This is a genomic window from Acinetobacter sp. UBA5984 (assembly GCF_002429925.1).
In the GTDB taxonomy this organism is placed as follows: Bacteria; Pseudomonadota; Gammaproteobacteria; order Pseudomonadales; family Moraxellaceae; genus Acinetobacter; species Acinetobacter variabilis.
In genome coordinates, this window is the sequence record NZ_DJBE01000072.1 from 135,864 (window position 1) to 155,354 (window position 19,491).

18 protein-coding genes and 2 pseudogenes are annotated in these 19,491 nt (G+C 41.0%); 16 read left to right on the plus strand and 4 right to left on the minus strand.

The window, feature by feature from the left end; translation table 11 throughout:
• Positions 1-15: 15 nt before the first annotated feature.
• A pseudogene (locus B3J29_RS12315) lies at positions 16-791 on the minus strand (SDR family oxidoreductase).
• An 89-nt stretch (positions 792-880) separates the two neighbouring features.
• Between B3J29_RS12315 and mazG the strand changes: the two are divergent.
• From mazG to B3J29_RS12395, 16 genes and pseudogenes are all read left to right on the plus strand, one after another.
• Positions 881-1,693 carry a nucleoside triphosphate pyrophosphohydrolase gene (mazG, locus tag B3J29_RS12320; protein WP_005232113.1) on the plus strand — a complete coding sequence of 271 codons (813 nt, stop codon included), beginning with the start codon at positions 881-883 and terminating at the stop codon, positions 1,691-1,693.
• Entirely contained in the window at positions 1,653-2,081 is a 429-nt protein-coding gene (locus B3J29_RS12325; RefSeq protein WP_005232111.1) for a ComEA family DNA-binding protein, read from the plus strand. Before mazG ends, B3J29_RS12325 begins: the two co-directional genes overlap by 41 nt.
• A 136-nt stretch (positions 2,082-2,217) precedes the next feature.
• A complete protein-coding gene (pcnB, locus tag B3J29_RS12330; RefSeq protein WP_005232109.1) occupies positions 2,218-3,693 on the plus strand; it encodes a polynucleotide adenylyltransferase PcnB in 1,476 nt (491 codons plus the stop codon).
• Positions 3,690-4,085 (plus strand): annotated as a pseudogene (gene folK / locus B3J29_RS12335) (2-amino-4-hydroxy-6-hydroxymethyldihydropteridine diphosphokinase); the annotation flags it as partial. The gene pcnB and the pseudogene folK, both read left to right, overlap by 4 nt.
• Before the next feature lie 81 nt (positions 4,086-4,166).
• Entirely contained in the window at positions 4,167-4,976 is an 810-nt protein-coding gene (panB, locus tag B3J29_RS12340) for a 3-methyl-2-oxobutanoate hydroxymethyltransferase (RefSeq protein WP_005232106.1), read from the plus strand.
• A gap of 1 nt (position 4,977) precedes the next feature.
• The gene (gene panC, locus B3J29_RS12345; RefSeq protein ID WP_005232104.1) at positions 4,978-5,826 is read left to right on the plus strand and encodes a pantoate--beta-alanine ligase; all 849 of its coding nucleotides are present in this window, start codon (positions 4,978-4,980) and stop codon (positions 5,824-5,826) included.
• An 18-nt stretch (positions 5,827-5,844) separates the two neighbouring features.
• The gene (gene rapZ / locus B3J29_RS12350) at positions 5,845-6,696 is read left to right on the plus strand and encodes an RNase adapter RapZ (RefSeq protein ID WP_005232102.1); all 852 of its coding nucleotides are present in this window, start codon (positions 5,845-5,847) and stop codon (positions 6,694-6,696) included.
• Positions 6,693-6,962, plus strand: a complete 270-nt coding sequence (locus B3J29_RS12355; protein WP_034169914.1) for an HPr family phosphocarrier protein — start codon at positions 6,693-6,695, stop codon at positions 6,960-6,962. The genes rapZ and B3J29_RS12355 overlap by 4 nt, the downstream gene beginning before the upstream one ends.
• Positions 6,963-6,964: 2 nt before the next feature.
• The gene (gene yjgA, locus B3J29_RS12360) at positions 6,965-7,498 is read left to right on the plus strand and encodes a ribosome biogenesis factor YjgA (RefSeq protein ID WP_005232100.1); all 534 of its coding nucleotides are present in this window, start codon (positions 6,965-6,967) and stop codon (positions 7,496-7,498) included.
• 654 nt (positions 7,499-8,152) lie between these two features.
• A complete protein-coding gene (locus B3J29_RS12365) occupies positions 8,153-9,421 on the plus strand; it encodes a sensor histidine kinase (RefSeq protein ID WP_005232098.1) in 1,269 nt (422 codons plus the stop codon).
• Positions 9,422-9,507: 86 nt separating this feature from the next.
• Positions 9,508-12,258 (plus strand): bifunctional [glutamate--ammonia ligase]-adenylyl-L-tyrosine phosphorylase/[glutamate--ammonia-ligase] adenylyltransferase, encoded by a 2,751-nt coding sequence (gene glnE / locus B3J29_RS12370; protein WP_034580256.1) that lies wholly within the window; start codon positions 9,508-9,510, stop codon positions 12,256-12,258.
• A 24-nt stretch (positions 12,259-12,282) separates the two neighbouring features.
• Entirely contained in the window at positions 12,283-13,209 is a 927-nt protein-coding gene (locus B3J29_RS12375; protein ID WP_005232095.1) for a branched-chain amino acid transaminase, read from the plus strand.
• Positions 13,210-13,710: 501 nt separating this feature from the next.
• Positions 13,711-14,481 (plus strand): hypothetical protein, encoded by a 771-nt coding sequence (locus B3J29_RS12380; RefSeq protein WP_005232093.1) that lies wholly within the window; start codon positions 13,711-13,713, stop codon positions 14,479-14,481.
• Positions 14,482-14,502: 21 nt separating this feature from the next.
• Positions 14,503-15,246, plus strand: coding sequence for a hypothetical protein (locus B3J29_RS12385; protein WP_005232091.1), 744 nt, complete (start codon positions 14,503-14,505; stop codon positions 15,244-15,246).
• Between the two features lie 2 nt (positions 15,247-15,248).
• Entirely contained in the window at positions 15,249-16,061 is an 813-nt protein-coding gene (locus B3J29_RS12390) for a glycosyltransferase family 25 protein (protein ID WP_005232090.1), read from the plus strand.
• Positions 16,062-16,067: 6 nt separating this feature from the next.
• The gene (locus tag B3J29_RS12395; RefSeq protein WP_005232088.1) at positions 16,068-17,120 is read left to right on the plus strand and encodes a glycosyltransferase; all 1,053 of its coding nucleotides are present in this window, start codon (positions 16,068-16,070) and stop codon (positions 17,118-17,120) included.
• Here the strand turns inward: B3J29_RS12395 and B3J29_RS12400 are convergent.
• From B3J29_RS12400 to B3J29_RS12410, 3 genes are read right to left on the minus strand one after another with little or no spacing between them, the layout of a single operon-like run.
• Positions 17,109-18,209: a glycosyltransferase gene (locus tag B3J29_RS12400; protein ID WP_005232086.1), complete on the minus strand. Its 1,101-nt coding sequence runs from the start codon at positions 18,207-18,209 to the stop codon at positions 17,109-17,111. The two genes, B3J29_RS12395 and B3J29_RS12400, sit on opposite strands and share 12 nt — an antisense overlap.
• Positions 18,210-18,253: 44 nt before the next feature.
• Entirely contained in the window at positions 18,254-19,120 is an 867-nt protein-coding gene (locus B3J29_RS12405; protein WP_005232084.1) for a lysophospholipid acyltransferase family protein, read from the minus strand.
• Between the two features lie 18 nt (positions 19,121-19,138).
• A complete protein-coding gene (locus tag B3J29_RS12410; RefSeq protein WP_005232078.1) occupies positions 19,139-19,360 on the minus strand; it encodes a hypothetical protein in 222 nt (73 codons plus the stop codon).
• Positions 19,361-19,491: the final 131 nt, after the last annotated feature.

The following is a 19,491-nucleotide window of genomic DNA, read 5'->3' on the forward strand; positions in this document are numbered from 1 at the left end:
AGCCCAAAATATTTCTTATTGTTTGGCAATCATTAAATTACTCAGCCGGTTAACGAACTGTGGACTTATTCGAGATAAGTGAAATAAAAACTTACTCTTGAATCCGACCGGATGATGCGTCACTTGCCAAATTGAATCTTTTAGCTGTGCCAGTTTGAAAATATCCTGCACTACATCCTCAGCTTTTAGATGCACGCCCATTTTTTTGATACTTTCAGCCTGCATATCTTTCACCATTGCAGTGCTAACAAAAAGCGGCATCACATCGAATACCCGAATGCTATATTTTTGCCATTCAATATCCAAGCCTTCAGTCAAACCACGAACCGCAAATTTGCTGGTTGCATAGGAAGCCAGATCCGCTTGGCCATAAATCGCTGATGCTGAAGATAGGTTAATGACCCGAGCAAAGGAAGCCTGCTTTAAATAGGGCAAAGCAGCATAGCATGACAGCTATTCAGGACGCCTTTGATATTCACGTCAAGGGTACGATGGTGATCTGTAATATTGGTTTCTTCAAAAGGACCGGAATATAAAATTCCGGCGTTATTTACCAGAATATTGATTTCACCGGCCCAGGATGCGAATTCAGATAAGGCTCTTTCCCATGAAGTATAATCGGTTACATCCAGAAAGCCGGCTTTGGCATGTTCACCGAGTTGCTGGGCCAATTGTTCTGCCTGTTCATGATTAATATCATAAATTCCGACTTTATAACCTTGCTGGTAAAATAGCTTAGCTGTCGCGGCACCAATTCCTTGTGCTGCACCACTAATCAATATACTGTGCATGTGCTTGATCTCCTTATTGTCTTTTTTTCTTGAGCATAGGAAGAAACAGGCAAAATAATGCGGCTATTTGGTAAAGAAGAGGTTTTACAGTGGAACAATTACTCCAAGTCATGCGTGAGTTACGTGAAAAATGTCCATGGGATCGGCAGCAAACTCCCGAATCTCTGACCAAATATGCGATTGAGGAAGCCTATGAAGTTGAAGCAGCGGTGCGTTCTGGCCAAGCTGATGAGGTGCGGGATGAACTGGGTGATTTGCTCTTACAGGTCGTATTTCAGTCACAAATGTATAGCGAGCAGGGCGCTTTTGATTTTCAGGATGTGGTGCAGGCGATTACCGATAAACTGATCCGTCGTCATCCGCATGTGTTTCAGGCGGAACAGTTTGCACAGCTGAGCCCTGAAGATGTCTCGGTGCTCTGGAAAGAAATCAAGCAGAAAGAAAAACAGGGTAAGCCACGTTCACGTTTGGATGAGGTTAAGCATGCACCCGCACTGCAACAGGCGGATGAGATCCAGAAAAATGTCGCCAAAATCGGCTTTGATTTTCCAGATGTCGCGGGTGCCTATGGCAAGCTGGAAGAAGAACTGGATGAGCTAAAAGAAGCCGTTGCTGGACAAAATTCCGATGAAATACTCGAAGAATTTGGCGACTGCTTATTTTCACTGGTGAATGTTGGTCGTAAACTTGGTGTCTCAAGCGAGATGGCATTATTGGGCACAATCCATAAATTCCGGACCCGCTTTGCCCTGATGGAAGATCAGGCAGAACAACAGCAACTCAACCTGGAAAGCCTGTCATTGGCTGAATTGGATCAGCTCTGGGAACAGGCCAAATTAGAATTAAAACAAAGAGCCGCTCATGAACAAAGTACAACATCGCATAGGTCCGGCATGGATTAATACTGTCCTGCTAGGCATTTGGCTGGCCTATACTTCAATTGAAACAGTACATGCAACTGCAACCGATTATGCAGAATGGAAAGTACGTCAGCAGCAGCATGATGCACGCCTGAAGAAGAAAATTGCTGCTGCTACCCCCGTTTCTGAAAACAATCATTATCTGGCTAAACCTGCATTATCCGCCTCTTCAGCTACTGATAAAATTAGCTTGAATCAGGCCAGTATCGAGCAGTTACAGCAGTTAAATGGCATCGGGCAGAAGAAAGCGGAAGCGATCATTGAATACCGGCAGAAAAACGGTAAATTTAAAACAATTGAAGATATTCAACAGGTCAAAGGAATCGGGCCGGCCTTATTTGCCAAAAACAAGGATAGACTGGCTTTGTAACCCTGCTGAATTTAGCGTAAATAAGCCATCCATCTGAACCATGAGAATGACATAATCAAATTGCCCTTTAGCGGTGTAAGCGATATGATTAGCGTCATCTTAGAATTTTACGTTCAGACGTAGGAGACAGCGTCTTTTGCAAACTTTGCGCGCGTCAAAATGTGGTTTATCAACCGCTCAATTACCTTCTTATATTCTCGATGTGATTGATGCCTTAACTAAGGCAGGCTATGAAGCTTATATCGTAGGTGGTGGTGTCCGGGATCTGATGCTGGGTTTAAATCCCAAAGATTTCGATGCAGTGACCAATGCTACACCAGCTCAGGTTAAAGAAGTGTTCGGACGGCGTTGTCGGATTATCGGACGACGTTTCGAGCTGGCGCATGTCTATTCGGGCCGTGAACTGGTTGAAGTGGCAACTTTCCGTGCGCCTCCTAAAAAAGCGGTGACCTCTGCAGCAGGGATGATCCTGCGCGATAATAACTGGGGCACCATTGAGCAGGATTTTGCTCGTCGAGATTTTTCAATCAATGCCATGTATTATCAGCCACGCAAAGGTATCGTGCTGGATTTTTGCAATGCAGTAGATGATATTAAACATAAAACACTGCGTTTACTGGGTGATCCGACTTTAAGATTTGAGGAAGATCCGGTTCGGATGCTGCGAACTTTACGTTTTGCAGCCAAACTCAATTTCAGTATTGATGAAGCCATTCTGGATATTTTCACTCCGGAAATGACCCAGCTTCTACGTGATGTGTCTCCACACCGTCTCTATGATGAATCGCAAAAGCTATTCACTATGGGACATCTGAATCGTGTGATGCCAATGCTGATCGATTTTGGCATCTGGCGTCAGCTGTTTGCGGATATCAAACCAAACATTACTGCATTTATTGAACTGGCAGCGAAAAATACCGATCAGCGTATTTCAATTGGCAAGACCATCAACCCGGCTTTCTTCTATGCGGTATTGTTGTGGCAACCGTTCCTGGAGCGCTGTGATTTCTATCTGTCCAAAGGTGTAGTGCCGGCGGAAGCACGTGCGCAGGCAGGACTGGATGTACTGAAACGTCAGGCCACTCGTACCGTGATTCCACGCTTTGCGGAAACTTTCATTCGTGAAGTCTGGGAAATGCAAACCCGCTTGCTCAATCCAAAACCACAGCAAATTGAAGCATTATCAGGTCATGCACGTTTCCGTGCCGGCTTTGACTTTTTGTTGCTGCGTGAAAAATCAGGCGATGAAACTGCACAGGGCATGGGAAGTTGGTGGGAAGCCTATCAGCAAATGAGCAGCGATGAAAAAGAGCGTGCCATTGCCCAATATAATCGTCAGCGTGCCAAGAGCCGTCGCAAGGCTTCTCAGGAAGAACATCTGGAACAGCGTCTGGCTGCACAAGATGTAGTAACCGAGATTGAACCTCTGGTGAATGAGCCGGAACCACGTAGCCGTCGTGCGCGTAAAGCCAAATTTGAGAATGAGCGTAGCAAACCGGTTTCTCATGTGGCGGCCGGTGCCAGCGGTGACATTGGTGCAGACCATCCAATTACCAAGCGTAAACGGGTGCAGCGTGATTTAAGCCAGGTTATTTTTGGGCCTACACAATGACAGTGACCTATATCGGTTTAGGAAGTAACCTGGGCGATTCACGCCAGATTCTGGCTGAAGCCGTGCAAAAGCTGGCAAGTCTGGGACAGGTCAAAACCTCGCATCTATATCAAAGCCCACCTATGGGGCCACAAGATCAGCCCAATTATTTTAATGCTGTCGTACAGTTAATTACGGATCTAGCACCGCTGGATCTGCTGGATCGTTTGCAAACCTTCGAACAGGAGGCTGGGCGTGTACGTCTACGCCATTGGGGTGAGCGTACCTTGGATCTGGATCTGCTCATTTACGGTGATGAGCAGATTCAAAATGAACGGTTAACCGTACCGCATGTGGGCGTGCTGGAACGTGATTTTGTATTGGTGCCATTACTGGATATTGATGCCAACTTGCAGCTNNCACGAATTGGGCAAATATTTAATTTTTAATTATTGGCATGTTCGAGAGAACTTCAATAATAGAGGAACATCTTCATGATCAGTCTCAGTGATTTAAGACGATATAAAGCGGAAGGACGCAAATTTTCTTGCCTGACTTGCTATGATGCCAGTATGGCCAAAGCCATGGAAATTGCTGAAGTTGACAGTATTCTGATTGGCGACTCTTTGGGTATGTCGATTCAGGGTCGTGATTCAACCTTGCCTGTGACTGTAGAAGATATGGCTTACCATACCGCAGCGGTTCGCCGTGGCAATAAGCATGCACTGATTATGACTGATCTGCCATTTATGAGTTATGCCACTCTGAATGATGCGTTACAAAGCTCAAAAACGGTGATGCAAGCCGGTGCACAAATGGTCAAGATGGAAGGTGGTACCTGGTTGGCGGAAACCGTTCAGATTCTAACCCGTAACGGGATTCCAGTCTGTGTTCACTTGGGTCTCACTCCACAGTCGGTGCATGTCTTTGGTGGCTATAAGCTACAGGCTCGTACCCGTGAAGCGGCCGATCAACTGATTGCTGACTGTAAGGCGGTGGTTGAAGCCGGTGCAGCAGTGTTGTTACTGGAATGTGTGCCTGCACAATTGGGTCAGGAAATTACTGAACTATTCCCGCATATTCCGGTGATTGGCATTGGAGCAGGGGCAGCCACTGATGGTCAGGTACTGGTCGTTCAGGACATGCTCGGTCTGACCTTTGGCCACACCGCAAAATTTGTACGTAACTTTATGAAAGAACAGTCTGGTGCGACTGCAATTCTGGATGCATTTAAGGCCTATCATGCGGCTGTGTTAGATGGTTCATTCCCAGCACCTGAACAAACATTCCAAGTCGAGTTGTAACATGAAAACAGAAACAACCATCCAAGGATTATCTGCTTCGCTCAATCCTGCACGTTCTGCGCGTAAAATTATTGGTTTTGTCCCGACCATGGGTAACCTGCATCAGGGGCATCTGAATCTGGTGCGTGAGGCGCGTAAACTGTGTGATGTCGTTGTTGTGAGTATTTTCGTTAATCCGATCCAGTTTGGACCAAATGAAGATTTTGATAATTATCCACGTACTTTAGAACAGGATCAGCAGTTACTGGCAGATGTAGGTTGTGACATTGTCTTTGCCCCAACGGTAGAGCAGATGTATGGTAACAAGCCACGTCTAACCAATATCAGTGTGTCTGGTATCACCAATGACCTGTGCGGCTTACAGCGTCCAGGTCATTTTGATGGTGTAGCGGTCGTGGTGACTAAATTATTTAATATTGTTCAGCCCAACTATGCCTTCTTTGGTCAGAAAGACTATCAGCAACTGGCTGTGATTCGTCAGTTTGTTCAAGACCTCAATATTCCGCTGGAAGTGATTGGTGTACCAATTGCCCGTGCTGAAGATGGTCTGGCACTCAGTTCACGCAATGGCTATCTAAGCGAGCAGGAACGTGCGACAGCACCGGTTATTTTTCAAAGTCTGAAAACTGCTGAGCAGCAGTTACATGCAGGTAAAACTTTGGAGGAAGCACTGGCAGGTATCCGCCAAACTTTGACAGATGCAGGTCTGGTAGTGGACTATGTAGAAGCCCGTACACCGGAATTACAGAAAATTGATGAGTTTAATCAGGATGTCGTGATTCTGATCGCGGCAAAATTAGGAAAAACTCGTCTGATTGATAATCTGCAGATCAAATACGCAGCTGGATAAGTAAAAGGATCGTAAGGCATGAAGCGCATTTTAATTATGACAGGACAATCTGGCTCAGGTAAATCTTCTGCATTGCAGGTACTTGAAGACTTGGGTTATTACTGTATTGATAATCTGCCTTTGGCCTTACTTCCTGAAATTGTGGCGAAGCTGGATTGTGAAAATAATCTGGAACAGTTAGCGCTTGGGGTGGATGTACGTAGTACCCGTGCAGATTTGCAGGAATTCGACCATGTATTTGAACAGTTGCAACAGCATGGTACGGTAGATGTCATCTATCTGACCACGCAGGATCAGGAGCTGATTGCCCGTTTCAGTGCATCACGCCGTCCGCATCCTTTGGCTGCTCGTTTTAAGAGCCTGCATCAGTGTATTCAGGAAGAAAAAGTCCTGCTAATGCCGATCCAACTCCGTTCCACAGTGCATATCGATACCACCGATAAAAGCGTGCATGATCTGAAACATACCTTGCTGTACAAGCTGGGGCAGACCGATAACCTGATTGTGATTCTGCAATCTTTTGGCTATAAGCATGGAATTCCTTTGGATGCTGATTATGTTTTTGATGTCCGTCATTTGCCGAATCCGCATTGGGAACTCGAACTGCGCAAATACTCAGGCCTCGATCAATCAGTACAGGAATTCCTGGAGAAAAGTGATCAGGTCGAAGACATGTTTCAGGATATTTATCACTTTTTAGACAAATGGCTGCCGACCTTTGCTGAGGGTCATCGTCATTATATGACCATCTCAATTGGTTGTACTGGCGGCCAACATCGTTCTGTTTATATTGTGGATAGACTAAAAAAAGCGCTTGAGGCAAAATGGTCTATTCAAGTCCTCCACCGAGAAATGAAGCACTGGTCATGATTGATACGACTGTTGACGTAATTAATAAACTAGGTTTACATGCGCGTGCGTCAGGTAAACTCATTGAAGTTACCACCAAATTTCGTTCCAGTATCCAGATTGGCAAGTCGGACAAATTGGTTGATGCCAAAAATATTATGTCCTTGCTGATGCTTGGTGCGGGCAAAGGAACAACTTTACGCTTAGTGATTGAAGGTGCAGATGAGGAAAAGGCTTTATCTGAAATTCAGGCACTGTTTGCGGCAAAATTTTATGAGGCAGATTAATCGTGGCACGTCGACCGAGCAGTTTAACTGAAGAAGACTTTGAATCTTTAGAGGGACGCGCAAGTAAAACCGAACAGAAAAAAGCAGTTCAGCGTATGGCTGCTTTAGGCGCACAGTTGGCAGAACTGAGTGCGAAACAAATTAAAAATTTACCCGTTGAAGAGCGTCTGATTGAAGCTTTGCTGGATGTCCAGCAAATCAGTTCACATGAAGCACGCCGTCGTCAATTTTCACGTATTGGTAAATTACTCCGTAATGAAAATGAAACCGTGATTCTGTCTTATCTGACTCCGAAACAGGGTTTGAAAAAGACAGCACAATTGCAGCGTTGGGTTGACCGTATCGTGAAAGATGGTGATCCTGCGATTAACGAATTTACCAAAACCTATAATGCGACAGAGCGTCATACCTTACGTCAGCATTATTTACGTGTGCATCGTGATCTAAAAAATCAGGCACCGGAAGAAGAAGTGGCAGCCTCAAAGCAAAAGCTGTTTAACTATGTGCAGCAAGTTGCCCTGATTTCAGATAACTGATTGTAATCTGAATTAAAGAAAAGCGACATTTTGTCGCTTTTTTATTCACTCTAATTAATTTTAATTTTTTATAAGAATTCAAGAATGTTCCTATAAGTCATTGTTAACTGTAAAAAAATGTAAACTTTTAATATTTTTGATTACTTAAGAAATAGGTTTTAGTGCATAAATAAACTATTTAAATTTCTCAATATTTTATGATTGTTAAGAATATTTAAAAGGTAGAAATAGATTTAGGTCAAAGTTAATATTATCAGCGCTCTACTTTTCTAGAAAGTGACAATAGGTAGTATCTATATATTTGAAAATTCAAAGGCTTTTATTTACCTGAAGATCAGAAGAAAAGTGAGCTGTTTTTATCTTCGTATAATTTGGATATTAAGGTGATATCGAAACAATTTGAAATGAATTCAGGAATTTCAAATAATTATATGTAATTTTTTATAAGGAGAATATTTTCTCAAGTAATTCTTAATATTTAAATATCAATGCATTGAAACAATGAATGTATCTTTAGAGAAATAAGTTAACAAATACTTTGGTCCATAAATGAGATTTTAACGTTGAGTAAATATAGAATCTTTGTTATTGATTGTATCAATTTAGTCGGTTGTAATTTTTATTCTCTATTCCATAACATCCAGAGAGGCAGACATGGAACTAAAACTGCTAGAGATCGGTCAGAATACGGAGCAGTTAAGCTCGTGCCGTATATCTCTCATTTTAGGTGTCTATACCTCTGACAATTTATTAGACACCTTCTGTAAAGTCGCGCGTAAAGTACTCGGCGCCAAGACCTGTATCATCGGATTCCATACGGAACCCTATATCTGGCACAGCTGTCCGCTCGGTTTTCGCGGTTTACACGTACCACAGAATGTGGACATCCCTAAATATTTACAAGAAATGGATGTGATCGATCAAAATCATCCTGCATATGCAGAATTATCAGATTACGTAAAAAGCCTTGGTGTCGCCCATCAGCGGCTGGTGGCATTTAATTTAAAATCAGCTCAAGGGCAGTCTTTAGGGCAGGTGGTTTTCTTTGATGATCAGACTGAAGGGTTTGATCAGGAAGATATTATTATTGTTCAGCAATTTGCTGAAACTTTAGTCAAGCGAGTCAAACTGAATGAAGAGCATACTGAACTAAAAGAGTTATACGAACAACAATGTGCACAAAACTTTAGTAAAACCAAATTCTTCCAGATTATTGCTCATGACCTGCGTGCACCTTTCCATGGCCTGTTAGGCTTCTCGGAAGTATTGGCGCAGGAACGTGACACTCTGGATGAATCCAGTATCCAGAGTATTTCTGATTATTTATATGATACGGCTCAATCGACGTATAACTTGTTAGAAAGTCTGTTGACCTGGGCGATGGCAGAGGGTGGACGTTTTGTTTATCATCCGATTAATTATGAATTAAAACAGTCTACTAAAATTGTCTGTGATGTACTGAAAAGTCTGGCGCTGAAAAAGAATATTGAGCTGATTGACCAGGTTCCTGAAGATATCAAGGTACATGCTGATATCAACATGATTACTTCGGTCTTGCAGAACCTGGTATCGAATGCTCTGAAATTTACTCCAGTGGATCAGGGTGGACAGGTGATTCTGGCTGCTGAAATGGAAGGTGAGCAAGTCAAGATCACTGTTCAGGATGCTGGTCTCGGTATGACTGAAGAACAGATGGAAAATCTGTTTAGACCAAATCTCACGGTGAGCTTAAAAGGCACAGACAATGAGAAAGGCGCAGGTCTAGGTCTGGTACTATGTAAGCGTTTTGTAGATCTGAACCATGGACAGATTGCCGTAGATTCTAAAGAAGGCGCTGGAACCACCTTTATTGTGTATTTACCTAAAGTGACCAATGATCATCAGGCATTGGTACTTGAAGATCTGCATACTGAAAAGTCCTGAAAATCATAAATTTCTTTTAAAACCGTTCCCACTCGGCCTGAACTCCTGCTATAACTAAATAAAAGTTTTGAGGGAATCACCGAGTGATGGACGCGGTACAATTGCAGAAAACCTTAAGAGCCAGTCAGTATGCAGAACAGGTATTGGCCAATCATCAAGATCTATTGAATCAGGATTATGCAATTGATCAGTTTCAGGGATCACTCGGCACTGAACAGATTCAAAACTTAATTAAGGCCAATTTATTAAATATCAGTGATGAAACCATGTGGATGCGTAGTTTACGTATTCTACGTGCTCGTCTGATGTTTCGCTGGATCTGGCAGGATGCCAATCAACTTACCAATGTCATCACGCTGACTCGCGAGCTGTCTGATTTCGCCGATGCCTGCATTTGCGCTGCCAAAGAGTTTGCCCGTATTCCTCTAGTCGCCAAATATGGTCAGCCAGTTGGTTATAACGGTAAAGTTCAAGATCTTATTATTATTGCGATGGGCAAACTGGGCGCTCAGGAACTCAACCTTTCCAGTGATATCGACCTGATTTTTGCCTTTGATGAACAGGGTGAAACGGATGGGCGTAAATGCATTGACGTTCAGCAGTTCTGTATCCTATGGGGACAAAAGTTAATCTATCTGCTGGATCATATCACTGCTGAAGGTTTTGTATTTCGTGTCGATATGCGCTTGCGCCCTTGGGGTGATGGTTCTGCTTTAGCCATCAGTCATGCCGCACTAGAAAAATATCTCAGCCAGCATGGCCGCGAATGGGAACGTTATGCCTGGATCAAAGCCCGCATCGTCAATCCGAGTCCAGAAGGTGATGAACTGCTGGATATGACCCGTCCTTTCGTCTTCCGTAAATATGTCGATTACAGTGCTTTCGAAGCGATGCGTGAAATGAAAGCAATGATTGAGCGTGAAGTACAGCGCCGCAATATTGAAGACGATATCAAGCTTGGGGCAGGCGGGATCCGTGAGGTTGAATTTATCGTGCAGGTTTTTCAGCTGATTTATGGCGGAGCCAAGTTAGAGCTGCAAGATCGGCAATGTCTGGTCAGCTTGAATCATCTGGATGAGGCTGAACTTCTGGATGAACAGGCGGTGACTGATCTCGAAGATGCCTATTTATTCCTTCGTCGGGTAGAGCATGCTATTCAGGCGCTGCATGATCAACAAACCCAATGTTTGCCGACTGAGCCAGATTTACGTCAACGTATTGTGGATACTTTAGGCTTTGCAGACTGGTCCGCCTTTATGGAAGTGCTGGATCAAAAACGCGCTAAAGTGATTTACCAGTTTGAGCACTTGATCAAGGAAAATGGACCAGAGCCTCAAGGCAAAAGTTTTTCTCAGTTGGAACAACAGCTGAATGAAGTCTTGGATGATCATGCAAAAAATCTGGTGCATGAATTCTGGCATGGTCATGCCTTAAAAAAATTGCCAGCTAAAGCCATTCAACGTTTAAAAACGTTTTGGCCTTATCTGATAGAGGCGATTCTAGAATCAGATAAACCGCAAGTTGCACTGGTTCGCCTGATGCCATTGGTTGAATCAGTCATGCGTCGTACGGTGTATCTGGTGATGCTGATTGAAAGTAAAGGTGCTTTACAGCGTTTGGTCAAGATGGCGACTGTCAGCCCCTGGATCTGTGAGGAACTTACCCATTATCCGGTATTGCTGGATGAGTTCCTGTCGATGGATTTCGAATTGCCTAAACGTCAGGATCTGGAAGACAGCCTGCGTCAGCAATTGCTCAGAATTGAAATTGACCAAGTCGAAGACCAGATGCGAGTGCTGCGCCTGTTTAAAAAATCCAATGTCCTTGCGGTAGCTGCCAGTGATGTACTGGCAGAAAGTCCTTTAATGAAAGTCTCGGATGCCTTAACAGATATTGCAGAAGTCTCGGTGAATGCTGCGCTGCATCTGGCCTATCAGATTGTGGCCAAACGACATGGTTTTCCGCTGGATGCAGAAGGGCAGCGCTGCTCAATAGAACATACGGCTTTTGCCGTCATTGGCTATGGCAAAGTCGGTGGCATTGAGTTGGGTTATGGTTCGGATCTGGATCTAGTCTTCATTCATTATATGGGTGAGCAGGCAGATACGGACGGTCTCAAGCCGATTAGCGGTTTTGAGTTTGCCATGCGTGTGGCACAGAAGTTTATGTCGCTCATGACCACACAAACACTGGATGGGCGTGTCTATGAAGTCGATACCCGTCTACGTCCTTCTGGAGAAGCAGGGCTACTGGTCACTAGTCTGAAAGCATTTGAGCAATATCAGTTGAAAAATGCATGGTTATGGGAGCATCAGGCCTTAGTACGTGCACGCTCCATTGCTGGGGAAGATAGCCTGAGAGAGACATTTGAAGCACTACGCTGTAAGATTCTTACCCAGAAACGCGATATCTGTCATGTACGTAGTGAAGTTCTGAAAATGCGTCAGAAAATGAAAGATCATCTGGGTTCTTCCAAAGAGCAAAAAAAAGATGGGATTTTTCATTTAAAACAAGATGCAGGTGGTATCGTTGATATCGAATTTATGGCACAGTATGCGGTGTTAGCTTGGAGTGGGACGAATAAAGATCTCGCCCATTACTCCGACAATGTAAGAATCCTTGAGGATGCCGCAAAATCAGGTTGCTTATCCAGCGACGATGCGACTGCTCTGATTCAAGCTTATCTCCGTGAACGCGCCGAGAGCCACCGCTTAGCCCTTGCAAATCAATCCATGCAAGTGTCTGCAAGCGACTGGCACGATACCCGAAAGACCGTTTGCAAGTTATGGCAAAGACTGATTGATCCAAGTGCATTATTTGCACTGGATAGTGAATAATTGTGAAAAATTGGAGTTTGTGGCATGAATTTGGCTGATCGTGATGGTTTTATTTGGCAAGATGGACAACTAGTAGACTGGCGTGAGGCGAAAACTCACGTATTAACACATACTTTGCATTACAGCATGGGTGTGTTTGAAGGTGTCCGTGCTTATGAAACCCCGAATGGAACGGCTATTTTCCGTCTGAAAGAACACACCAAACGTTTGCTCAATTCTGCAAAAATTTATCAAATGAAAGTTCCATTTGATCACGCAGCTTTAGAACAAGCGCAAATTGATGTGGTTCGTGAAAATAAATTGGCATCTTGCTATTTACGTCCAATTATTTTTATTGGCTCTGAAAAATTGGGTATTGCCGCAACTGACAATACTATTCATGCTGTAGTTGCAGCATGGAGCTGGGGTGCTTACCTTGGTGATGATGCGATGGCGAAAGGTATTCGCGTAAAAACTTCATCATTCACACACCATCATCCAAACGTGACGATGTGTAAAGCAAAAGCATCTGGTAATTACACATTGTCGATTCTTGCTCACCAAGAAGTGGCACATTCAGGTTATGACGAAGCAATGCTGCTTGATCCGCAAGGCTATGTATGCCAAGGTTCAGGCGAGAACGTATTCCTGGTACGTGATGGCGTAATTCACACTCCAGACATCGCTGGTGGCGCGCTAGACGGTATCACTCGTCAATCGATTATTACCATTGCTAAAGATCTTGGCTATGAAGTGGTAGAACGCCGTATTACCCGTGACGAATTCTATATTGCAGATGAGGCTTTCTTCACTGGTACTGCTGCTGAAGTCACACCAATCCGTGAATATGATGACCGTCAAATTGGTGAAGGCGTACGTGGTCCAATCACAACTCAAATCCAGAAAGCTTATTTTGATGCGGTTCAGGGTAAAGACCCTAAATATGCACACTGGTTAACTTATGTAAAATAAGTGAATTAGTAGACTTCTTGCGTTAGTCAAAATTTAAACAGCCCAAAGCTACATTTTATAAGGTTTTAGCCAATTCAAAAATTAGGTAAAACGATACTTTCGCAAGAGGTTTAGTAAATAAAAAAGGACTCGTTTGAGTCCTTTTTTATTTTTATTGAATCTTAGGAAAAATACTAAAACTATTAAGTTGTTAGGTAGAGAAGTCAATAAATTGCAGAAAAATGACGAGTTTCATATTTTGGAAAGTTATATATTTACTGTAAAAATAAACTAATAAGCGTAATGAACGACTAAAATTAGTGTTGTTCTATATTTATCATTCAAATATGAACTTTATTTCGATCTAAGCTGCTGGAAAAATATTCAATTCTTGTGATGAAAAAATGAAGATTATATTTTTTCATAAGATTTACGGTAAACTGTGCGGAAATGAAAAGCAATAGGTTCAGTCAGTACCAGTAATGGTATGATACTGATATTGCATAGGTGGATGATGGGTGCATGAACGCAAAGCAAAATGACCTTAAGACTCAGGGTAAACAATCACCTGAGCAAAATATTGTGATCTGTATGAAATGGGGCACAAAATATGGGTCTGAATATGTCAATCGCCTTTACAATATGGTGAAGCGACACACTACCGTTGATTTTCAAATGGTGTGTTTAACTGACCGTACTGAAGGGATTGATCCAAATGTGCAATGCTTTCCTATTCCACCTTTGGCATTGCCTGAAGGTGCGCCTGAGCGTGGCTGGAACAAGCTATCTACCTTTGAACCTGATCTCTATGGTTTGAAAGGCAATGCTTTATTTTTAGATCTGGATGTTGTCATTGTCGATAATATTGATGAATTCTTTACGCATCCGGGTGACTTTCTGATTATCCATGACTGGAAACGACCATGGCGTATTACTGGGAATAGTTCAGTTTATCGCTTTAAGCTCGGAGCTTTTCCAGGTCTGTTGGCCTATTTCCGCGAACACTTTGATGAAATCCGTCAAAAATTCCGTAATGAGCAGGCTTATCTGTCTTGGTATGTAGACCAGAAGAGGAAACTTAGCTATTGGCCGGATAGCTGGTGCAAAAGTTATAAATACCATTGCCTACAAAAAATTCCAATGGCTTATTTCAAGCCGCCAGTAAAGCCTGAGGGCGTAAAAATTATTATTTTCCATGGGGAGATTAACCCACCTGATGCCATTAATGGTGGTGGGGGTAAATGGTATCGGTATGTGTTGCCATCCCAGTGGATCAAGGATGCTTGGCAGTAATTCAAATTAAATGGTTTAAACATGCCTGTAAGAAAGAAAAGTAAGTTTGAACAATGGTTTTCATTTAGCCGACATCAGCGTCGCTTTGGTGCTGACAAGGTTTATGCCCAATTCGATGATATTGATATTGAGCAATTAAAAACTGAAATGATCGCGGGCGATACTCCGAATTATACGCATGGTTCAGCCAAAGATCTCAATGAACATATCGAACAGCTGCAATCAGAATTTATTGGGCAGCCTAAATTAAATTATTACCATGCCAGTCTGATTGTCTTGATTCGCCGTGAGGTTGATACTCAAAATAATTATGCGAAATTTAAAGCATTATGGATGACTGAACGGGATTTTCTTATACAGTCGCTAAATATCCGCTGGCTAATTTCAGCATGTGATACTTTTATTGATTTTGATGAAGATATTACTTTAAAAGCGATTCTTATGAATGCTGTGGTTCTTATTAATACTTTAAAACTACAGGAAACTGAGCGTTTTTTATGTGATCAGTCTTTAGTAGTAAATCAGCAACATCAGCATTTATTACAAAACCAGCGTTATGCACTATTTGACGGTACATCTGCATTTTCGGTAGGCACAGATGATACTTTACGGAATATGCGCTGGCGTTTGGAACAGATCTGCGATATTCATCCACTTGGGCAAATTGTACTGGAAATTTTTGATCGGCTTCAGCTTGAGCAAAATAATAATGTCTATTCCCGTTTTAAGCAGCGTCATACGCGTGAAAAAACCAGGTGGTGGTAATTGTGAATACTTTAATTATCAATTTAAAAAGTTCACAGGATCGTCGTGATTTTCAAAAAAGACAATTTGGGAAATTAGGACTGGATTTTGAAATATTAGAAGCATTTTCAGTTGCTGATCTGAGTGAAGAACAATACCAAAAATTTGGTTTTGGCTGGCAAAGGCCTTTGCGTAAAGTTGAGGTAGCGTGCTTTCTCAGTCACCAAAAAGCCTGGGAAGAAGTAATAAAAAGGAATCAGCCCTGTTTAATTCTTGAAGATGATGCCGTATTGGCTTCCAATACAAAAGAAATTTTAAACGAAATTGAACAGCATCAATTTTCAGATGTGGACTTAATTAATCTAGAAGTAAGAAGTCGTAAAAAAATTATTAGTCGGACACCCGTGTGTATCTTAGGTTCTACTCAGGTCAAATTATATGAATTATATCAAGATCGTACTGGAGCAGCAGGTTATATCCTCTACCCGAGTGGCGCGCAAAAATTATTAAATCGTTTGGCGCAAACAGCACCAGCAATTGCAGATGGATTTATATTTTCGGCTTATGAGTTACAGTGTTTGCAAGTTGAACCTGCAGTGATTATTCAAGAAGACCAGCTTGGCGCTTATGGTCTCTTACAACAAGAGAGTTTTGATTCGACCATTGGGCGCTCTGAACACTTTAAACCTGAATTCATCTCTATCAAAGAAAAATACAAGTTTAAAAAAAGGCGGTTAGCGGGACAAATAACTATGGCTATACGATATTTGCAGGTCATGGGAAAGGCAGAAAAAAGATTGATCAATCTAGATCAAGAAAAATTTATTCAGGATTAGTGCTTCATGAAAAAAACAATCGTATTAGCCATTTTTACTTTACAGGGAAATGGCGCTGAACGTTTTGCTTTAACCTTGGCAAAGGGCCTAATTGATGCAGGTCATGAAGCACATATTGTTTATTTTAAAAATATTATTGATTTACCGATTCCTGAGGGCGTAAAACTTCACTTTTTTGATTATCAAAAGTATCGTGCAATTCCTAAATTTATGCGTGCCAGTTTTGCAGCAAAAGCATTTGATCGGTTTGTTATTAAAAATATTGGGATCCCTGATCTTGTCCTATCAAACTTATTTCCTGTTGATTTTATATTATCAAAAAGTCAGTTACCGAATGTTCATTTAGTCATTCATAACACGACGAGTTTAGAATATGGTGAAAGATTAGAGGGAATGAAAAAACAGTTGGATAAAGTTTATTTAGCCAAGCCTTGTGTAGCAGTAAGTAAGGGTGTCGAAAAAGACTTTATTAAAGTATTTGGCTCAAAAAGTCGGATTACTACAATTTATAATCCGATTGATGTGGAACAAGTGGTTTCAACAGCAAATGAATATATTCCTGATATTGAAAAACCATATATTGTAAATGTTGGAAAGTTTAAGCAACAGAAACGACATGATATTTTAATTAAAGCTTATGCAAAAGCCAATGTTCAAGAAAAGCTGGTTTTGGTCGGGACTGGTGAACTATTAGAAACTTCTAAAAAATTGGTTAAAGATTTAGGGATAGAAGGCAAGGTTATTTTTACAGGCTTCAAAAAAAATCCCTATCCATATATTAAGCATGCAAAATTTATGGTTTTGTCGTCTGATTTTGAAGGGTTGGGTTTAGTAATTTTAGAAGCTTTAGCTTTGGGTATTCCCGTTATAAGTACTGATTGCCCTTCAGGTCCCAATGAAATTTTACAAGCTAATAATCTCGTTGCTGTAGGCAATATTTTTGAACTTTCGCTTAAAATCAATCAAGCATTAAAAGAGGTAGATAATTATTCAACAAATTTGAATCCATCTTTTACCCAAAGTTATGCTGTTGCGGAATATATACGGTTAATCGATTAACTTAATAAATTTATCAGCCATCTCTTTAATATCGTAACGTTCTGATAAGTTTGGGGGAATTTGATATGGATTTTCTAATATATCTTCGATAGAATTTTTTAATTCTGCACGATTATTTGGTTGTACTAGACCGCGTTGCATATCAGGGGTAAAAAATTGATGTGATACTCCTTCGCTGCAATTATATGCAACGACATGAGTGCCATTTAATAGAGCTTCTCCAATAACAAGACCGAAGCCTTCTGTCTGAGAAGGGAGAACTAATATTTTACTCTTTTTAATATACTCGATAGGCTCATCCACCCAGCCAGTAAAATGAACACGATCGCTAATATTTAGTTGATTGACTAATTTTAAAAGTTTGTCTTTTCTTGCTCCATCACCAATAATAATCATATTTTTAATAATATGAGAATTTTTTAGAGCAAATAAAGCATGTTCAATTTGTTTGGAAGGTGATAAACGACCAACATAGCAAATATCCCATACTTTTTCTTTCTTTTCAGATTGTATTGTATCTTTTAAATTTAATCCATTATAAATAACATTTATATTAGAATTCTCTAAAATTTGAGAATATTTCAATTTTAAATCTTTATTAAGTACGATAAAATTTTTGTTTGAAAACACTTCCTTAAATTTATTAATAAATTTTCTCTTCTTATATATATTTCTTAATATTTTAATCGGGTTTAAAGTTTTATTAAATTCAGGAAGAATGTCTGCTTGTGACCATATCCATATATTTGGATGATTAATAAATGATATGCTTAAATATGCATACCAAATAGTTAATATAACAGCTTCAGGTTTTATTTCATCAATAAGAGACTGGAGTTGTTCTTTCTTACTAGATTCTAATTTTTTGTCTATTAATAACTTTCCACTAACAAATTTAATAGGAAAATCAATAGATTGAATATTGAAACTCATAGTCTTTTCTTTATAATTATTTATATTAATTAAGGTTATGATGTTTATTTCATAGCCTCTCTCTTGCAGTTTTTTTGCAAGATTAAGAGTCATAATTTCTGCACCACCACCTTTAAGATGATCAATAATAAAAAGAATTTTTTTCTGATCTTTCATTTTAAACCTAATTTTTAAGTTTTAATTTAAGTAGCTAATTTTTACTATGAGTAATATAAACTTTTGTCATTTTCCAACTTCCTAAACCGTTTATATCCCCACAAATACTGCTCTGGAGCAATGTTAATCATTCGCTCCATTTCCTTGTTTAAGGTATCTACAGAAAGCTGTAAGTCTTTAGAGAGAATATCAATTGATAACTCAGTTACATGAATATCAAAGCCGTTTAGATCATCATGACGTAAACAACTTAGACCAATCACAGAGCATTGGGTTTTTGCAGCCAATTTAGAGAGCAGGGTAGAAGATAGAGCATTCTGTCCATAAAAAGGTGAGTAAATACCACCACTTTCTTTGGGCACATGGTCAGGAAGAATGGCAGCGAATCCACCTTGTTTTAGATGCTTGAATAAAGCCCGTACTCCCGTTTCATCAGTTGGAACAAGGGTAGCATTTAAACGCTGCCGTGCTTCCAGCATAAACCGATCAATATCAGGATTTTTACTTGGCTTATACATGATGAATGGACTAGTGTGTTGATTCACCCAGGCATTAAGCAGCTCCCAAGTGCCAAAATGAGGAACGACTGCCAAAGTTCCATTCGGATTTTTCAGTGCATCAATAAAAATCTCTGGATGATGAATATTCCGGATTTGTTTTAATGCAAACTCAGGTTCAGAACCCCAAATTTTAACTGACTCGGCATAGGTCATGCATTGGCTTTGGACACTTTGTTTTGCCAGTCGTGTGCGTTCCAATGCTGACAGTTCAGGATAGGCAATTCCTAAATTAATTTCTGTAGTACGGCGAATCGATGAATTCGTGATATAGAGAAGTGATCCAACACTTTTCGCCAAATTTTGAATGAATCTTAACGGGAGTTTGGAGAAATTCTTGAGTAATGCGTACATAATATGCAGCTTGCCTGATTAAGATTCTTGATCAGGATTGCCTTTAAGCACCATATAAATCAGGCCTACAAAAATGACAAGTGCACCTAAAATACTGCTCAGACAGAAGTACACAATACGGTCATTGGTGTCCAGGTTAAACAGGTTGTTTGCAAGGATATAGCGCATGAACAGCCATTGTACGACTGAAAACACGATCAGCATGATGCCACGGTTACGAACAGCAGGACGCATCGCCATTGCCAAATCACCTAAAAATAGAAACTGAAGCTATTATGCCACTGTCGTGCAGGCTTCTCAATGCAATAAAAAAGCCCTGCTAGAACAGGGCTTTTTTTACTTAAATCATTGTCCCGTCCTGAAATAAGTTT

Excerpts from the sequence above, each read along its gene's own strand:
- B3J29_RS12325 (WP_005232111.1), top strand. The coding sequence starts at position 1,653 with ATGAACAAAGTACAACATCGCATAGGTCCGGCATGGATTAATACTGTC.
- panB (WP_005232106.1), top strand. The coding sequence starts at position 4,167 with ATGATCAGTCTCAGTGATTTAAGACGATATAAAGCGGAAGGACGCAAA.
- panC (WP_005232104.1), top strand. The coding sequence starts at position 4,978 with ATGAAAACAGAAACAACCATCCAAGGATTATCTGCTTCGCTCAATCCT.
- rapZ (WP_005232102.1), top strand. The coding sequence starts at position 5,845 with ATGAAGCGCATTTTAATTATGACAGGACAATCTGGCTCAGGTAAATCT.
- B3J29_RS12355 (WP_034169914.1), top strand. The coding sequence starts at position 6,693 with ATGATTGATACGACTGTTGACGTAATTAATAAACTAGGTTTACATGCG.
- B3J29_RS12365 (WP_005232098.1), top strand. The coding sequence starts at position 8,153 with ATGGAACTAAAACTGCTAGAGATCGGTCAGAATACGGAGCAGTTAAGC.
- glnE (WP_034580256.1), top strand. The coding sequence starts at position 9,508 with ATGGACGCGGTACAATTGCAGAAAACCTTAAGAGCCAGTCAGTATGCA.
- B3J29_RS12375 (WP_005232095.1), top strand. The coding sequence starts at position 12,283 with ATGAATTTGGCTGATCGTGATGGTTTTATTTGGCAAGATGGACAACTA.
- B3J29_RS12380 (WP_005232093.1), top strand. The coding sequence starts at position 13,711 with ATGAACGCAAAGCAAAATGACCTTAAGACTCAGGGTAAACAATCACCT.
- B3J29_RS12385 (WP_005232091.1), top strand. The coding sequence starts at position 14,503 with ATGCCTGTAAGAAAGAAAAGTAAGTTTGAACAATGGTTTTCATTTAGC.
- B3J29_RS12395 (WP_005232088.1), top strand. The coding sequence starts at position 16,068 with ATGAAAAAAACAATCGTATTAGCCATTTTTACTTTACAGGGAAATGGC.
- B3J29_RS12400 (WP_005232086.1), bottom strand. The coding sequence starts at position 18,209 with ATGAAAGATCAGAAAAAAATTCTTTTTATTATTGATCATCTTAAAGGT.
- B3J29_RS12405 (WP_005232084.1), bottom strand. The coding sequence starts at position 19,120 with ATGTACGCATTACTCAAGAATTTCTCCAAACTCCCGTTAAGATTCATT.
- B3J29_RS12410 (WP_005232078.1), bottom strand. The coding sequence starts at position 19,360 with ATGGCGATGCGTCCTGCTGTTCGTAACCGTGGCATCATGCTGATCGTG.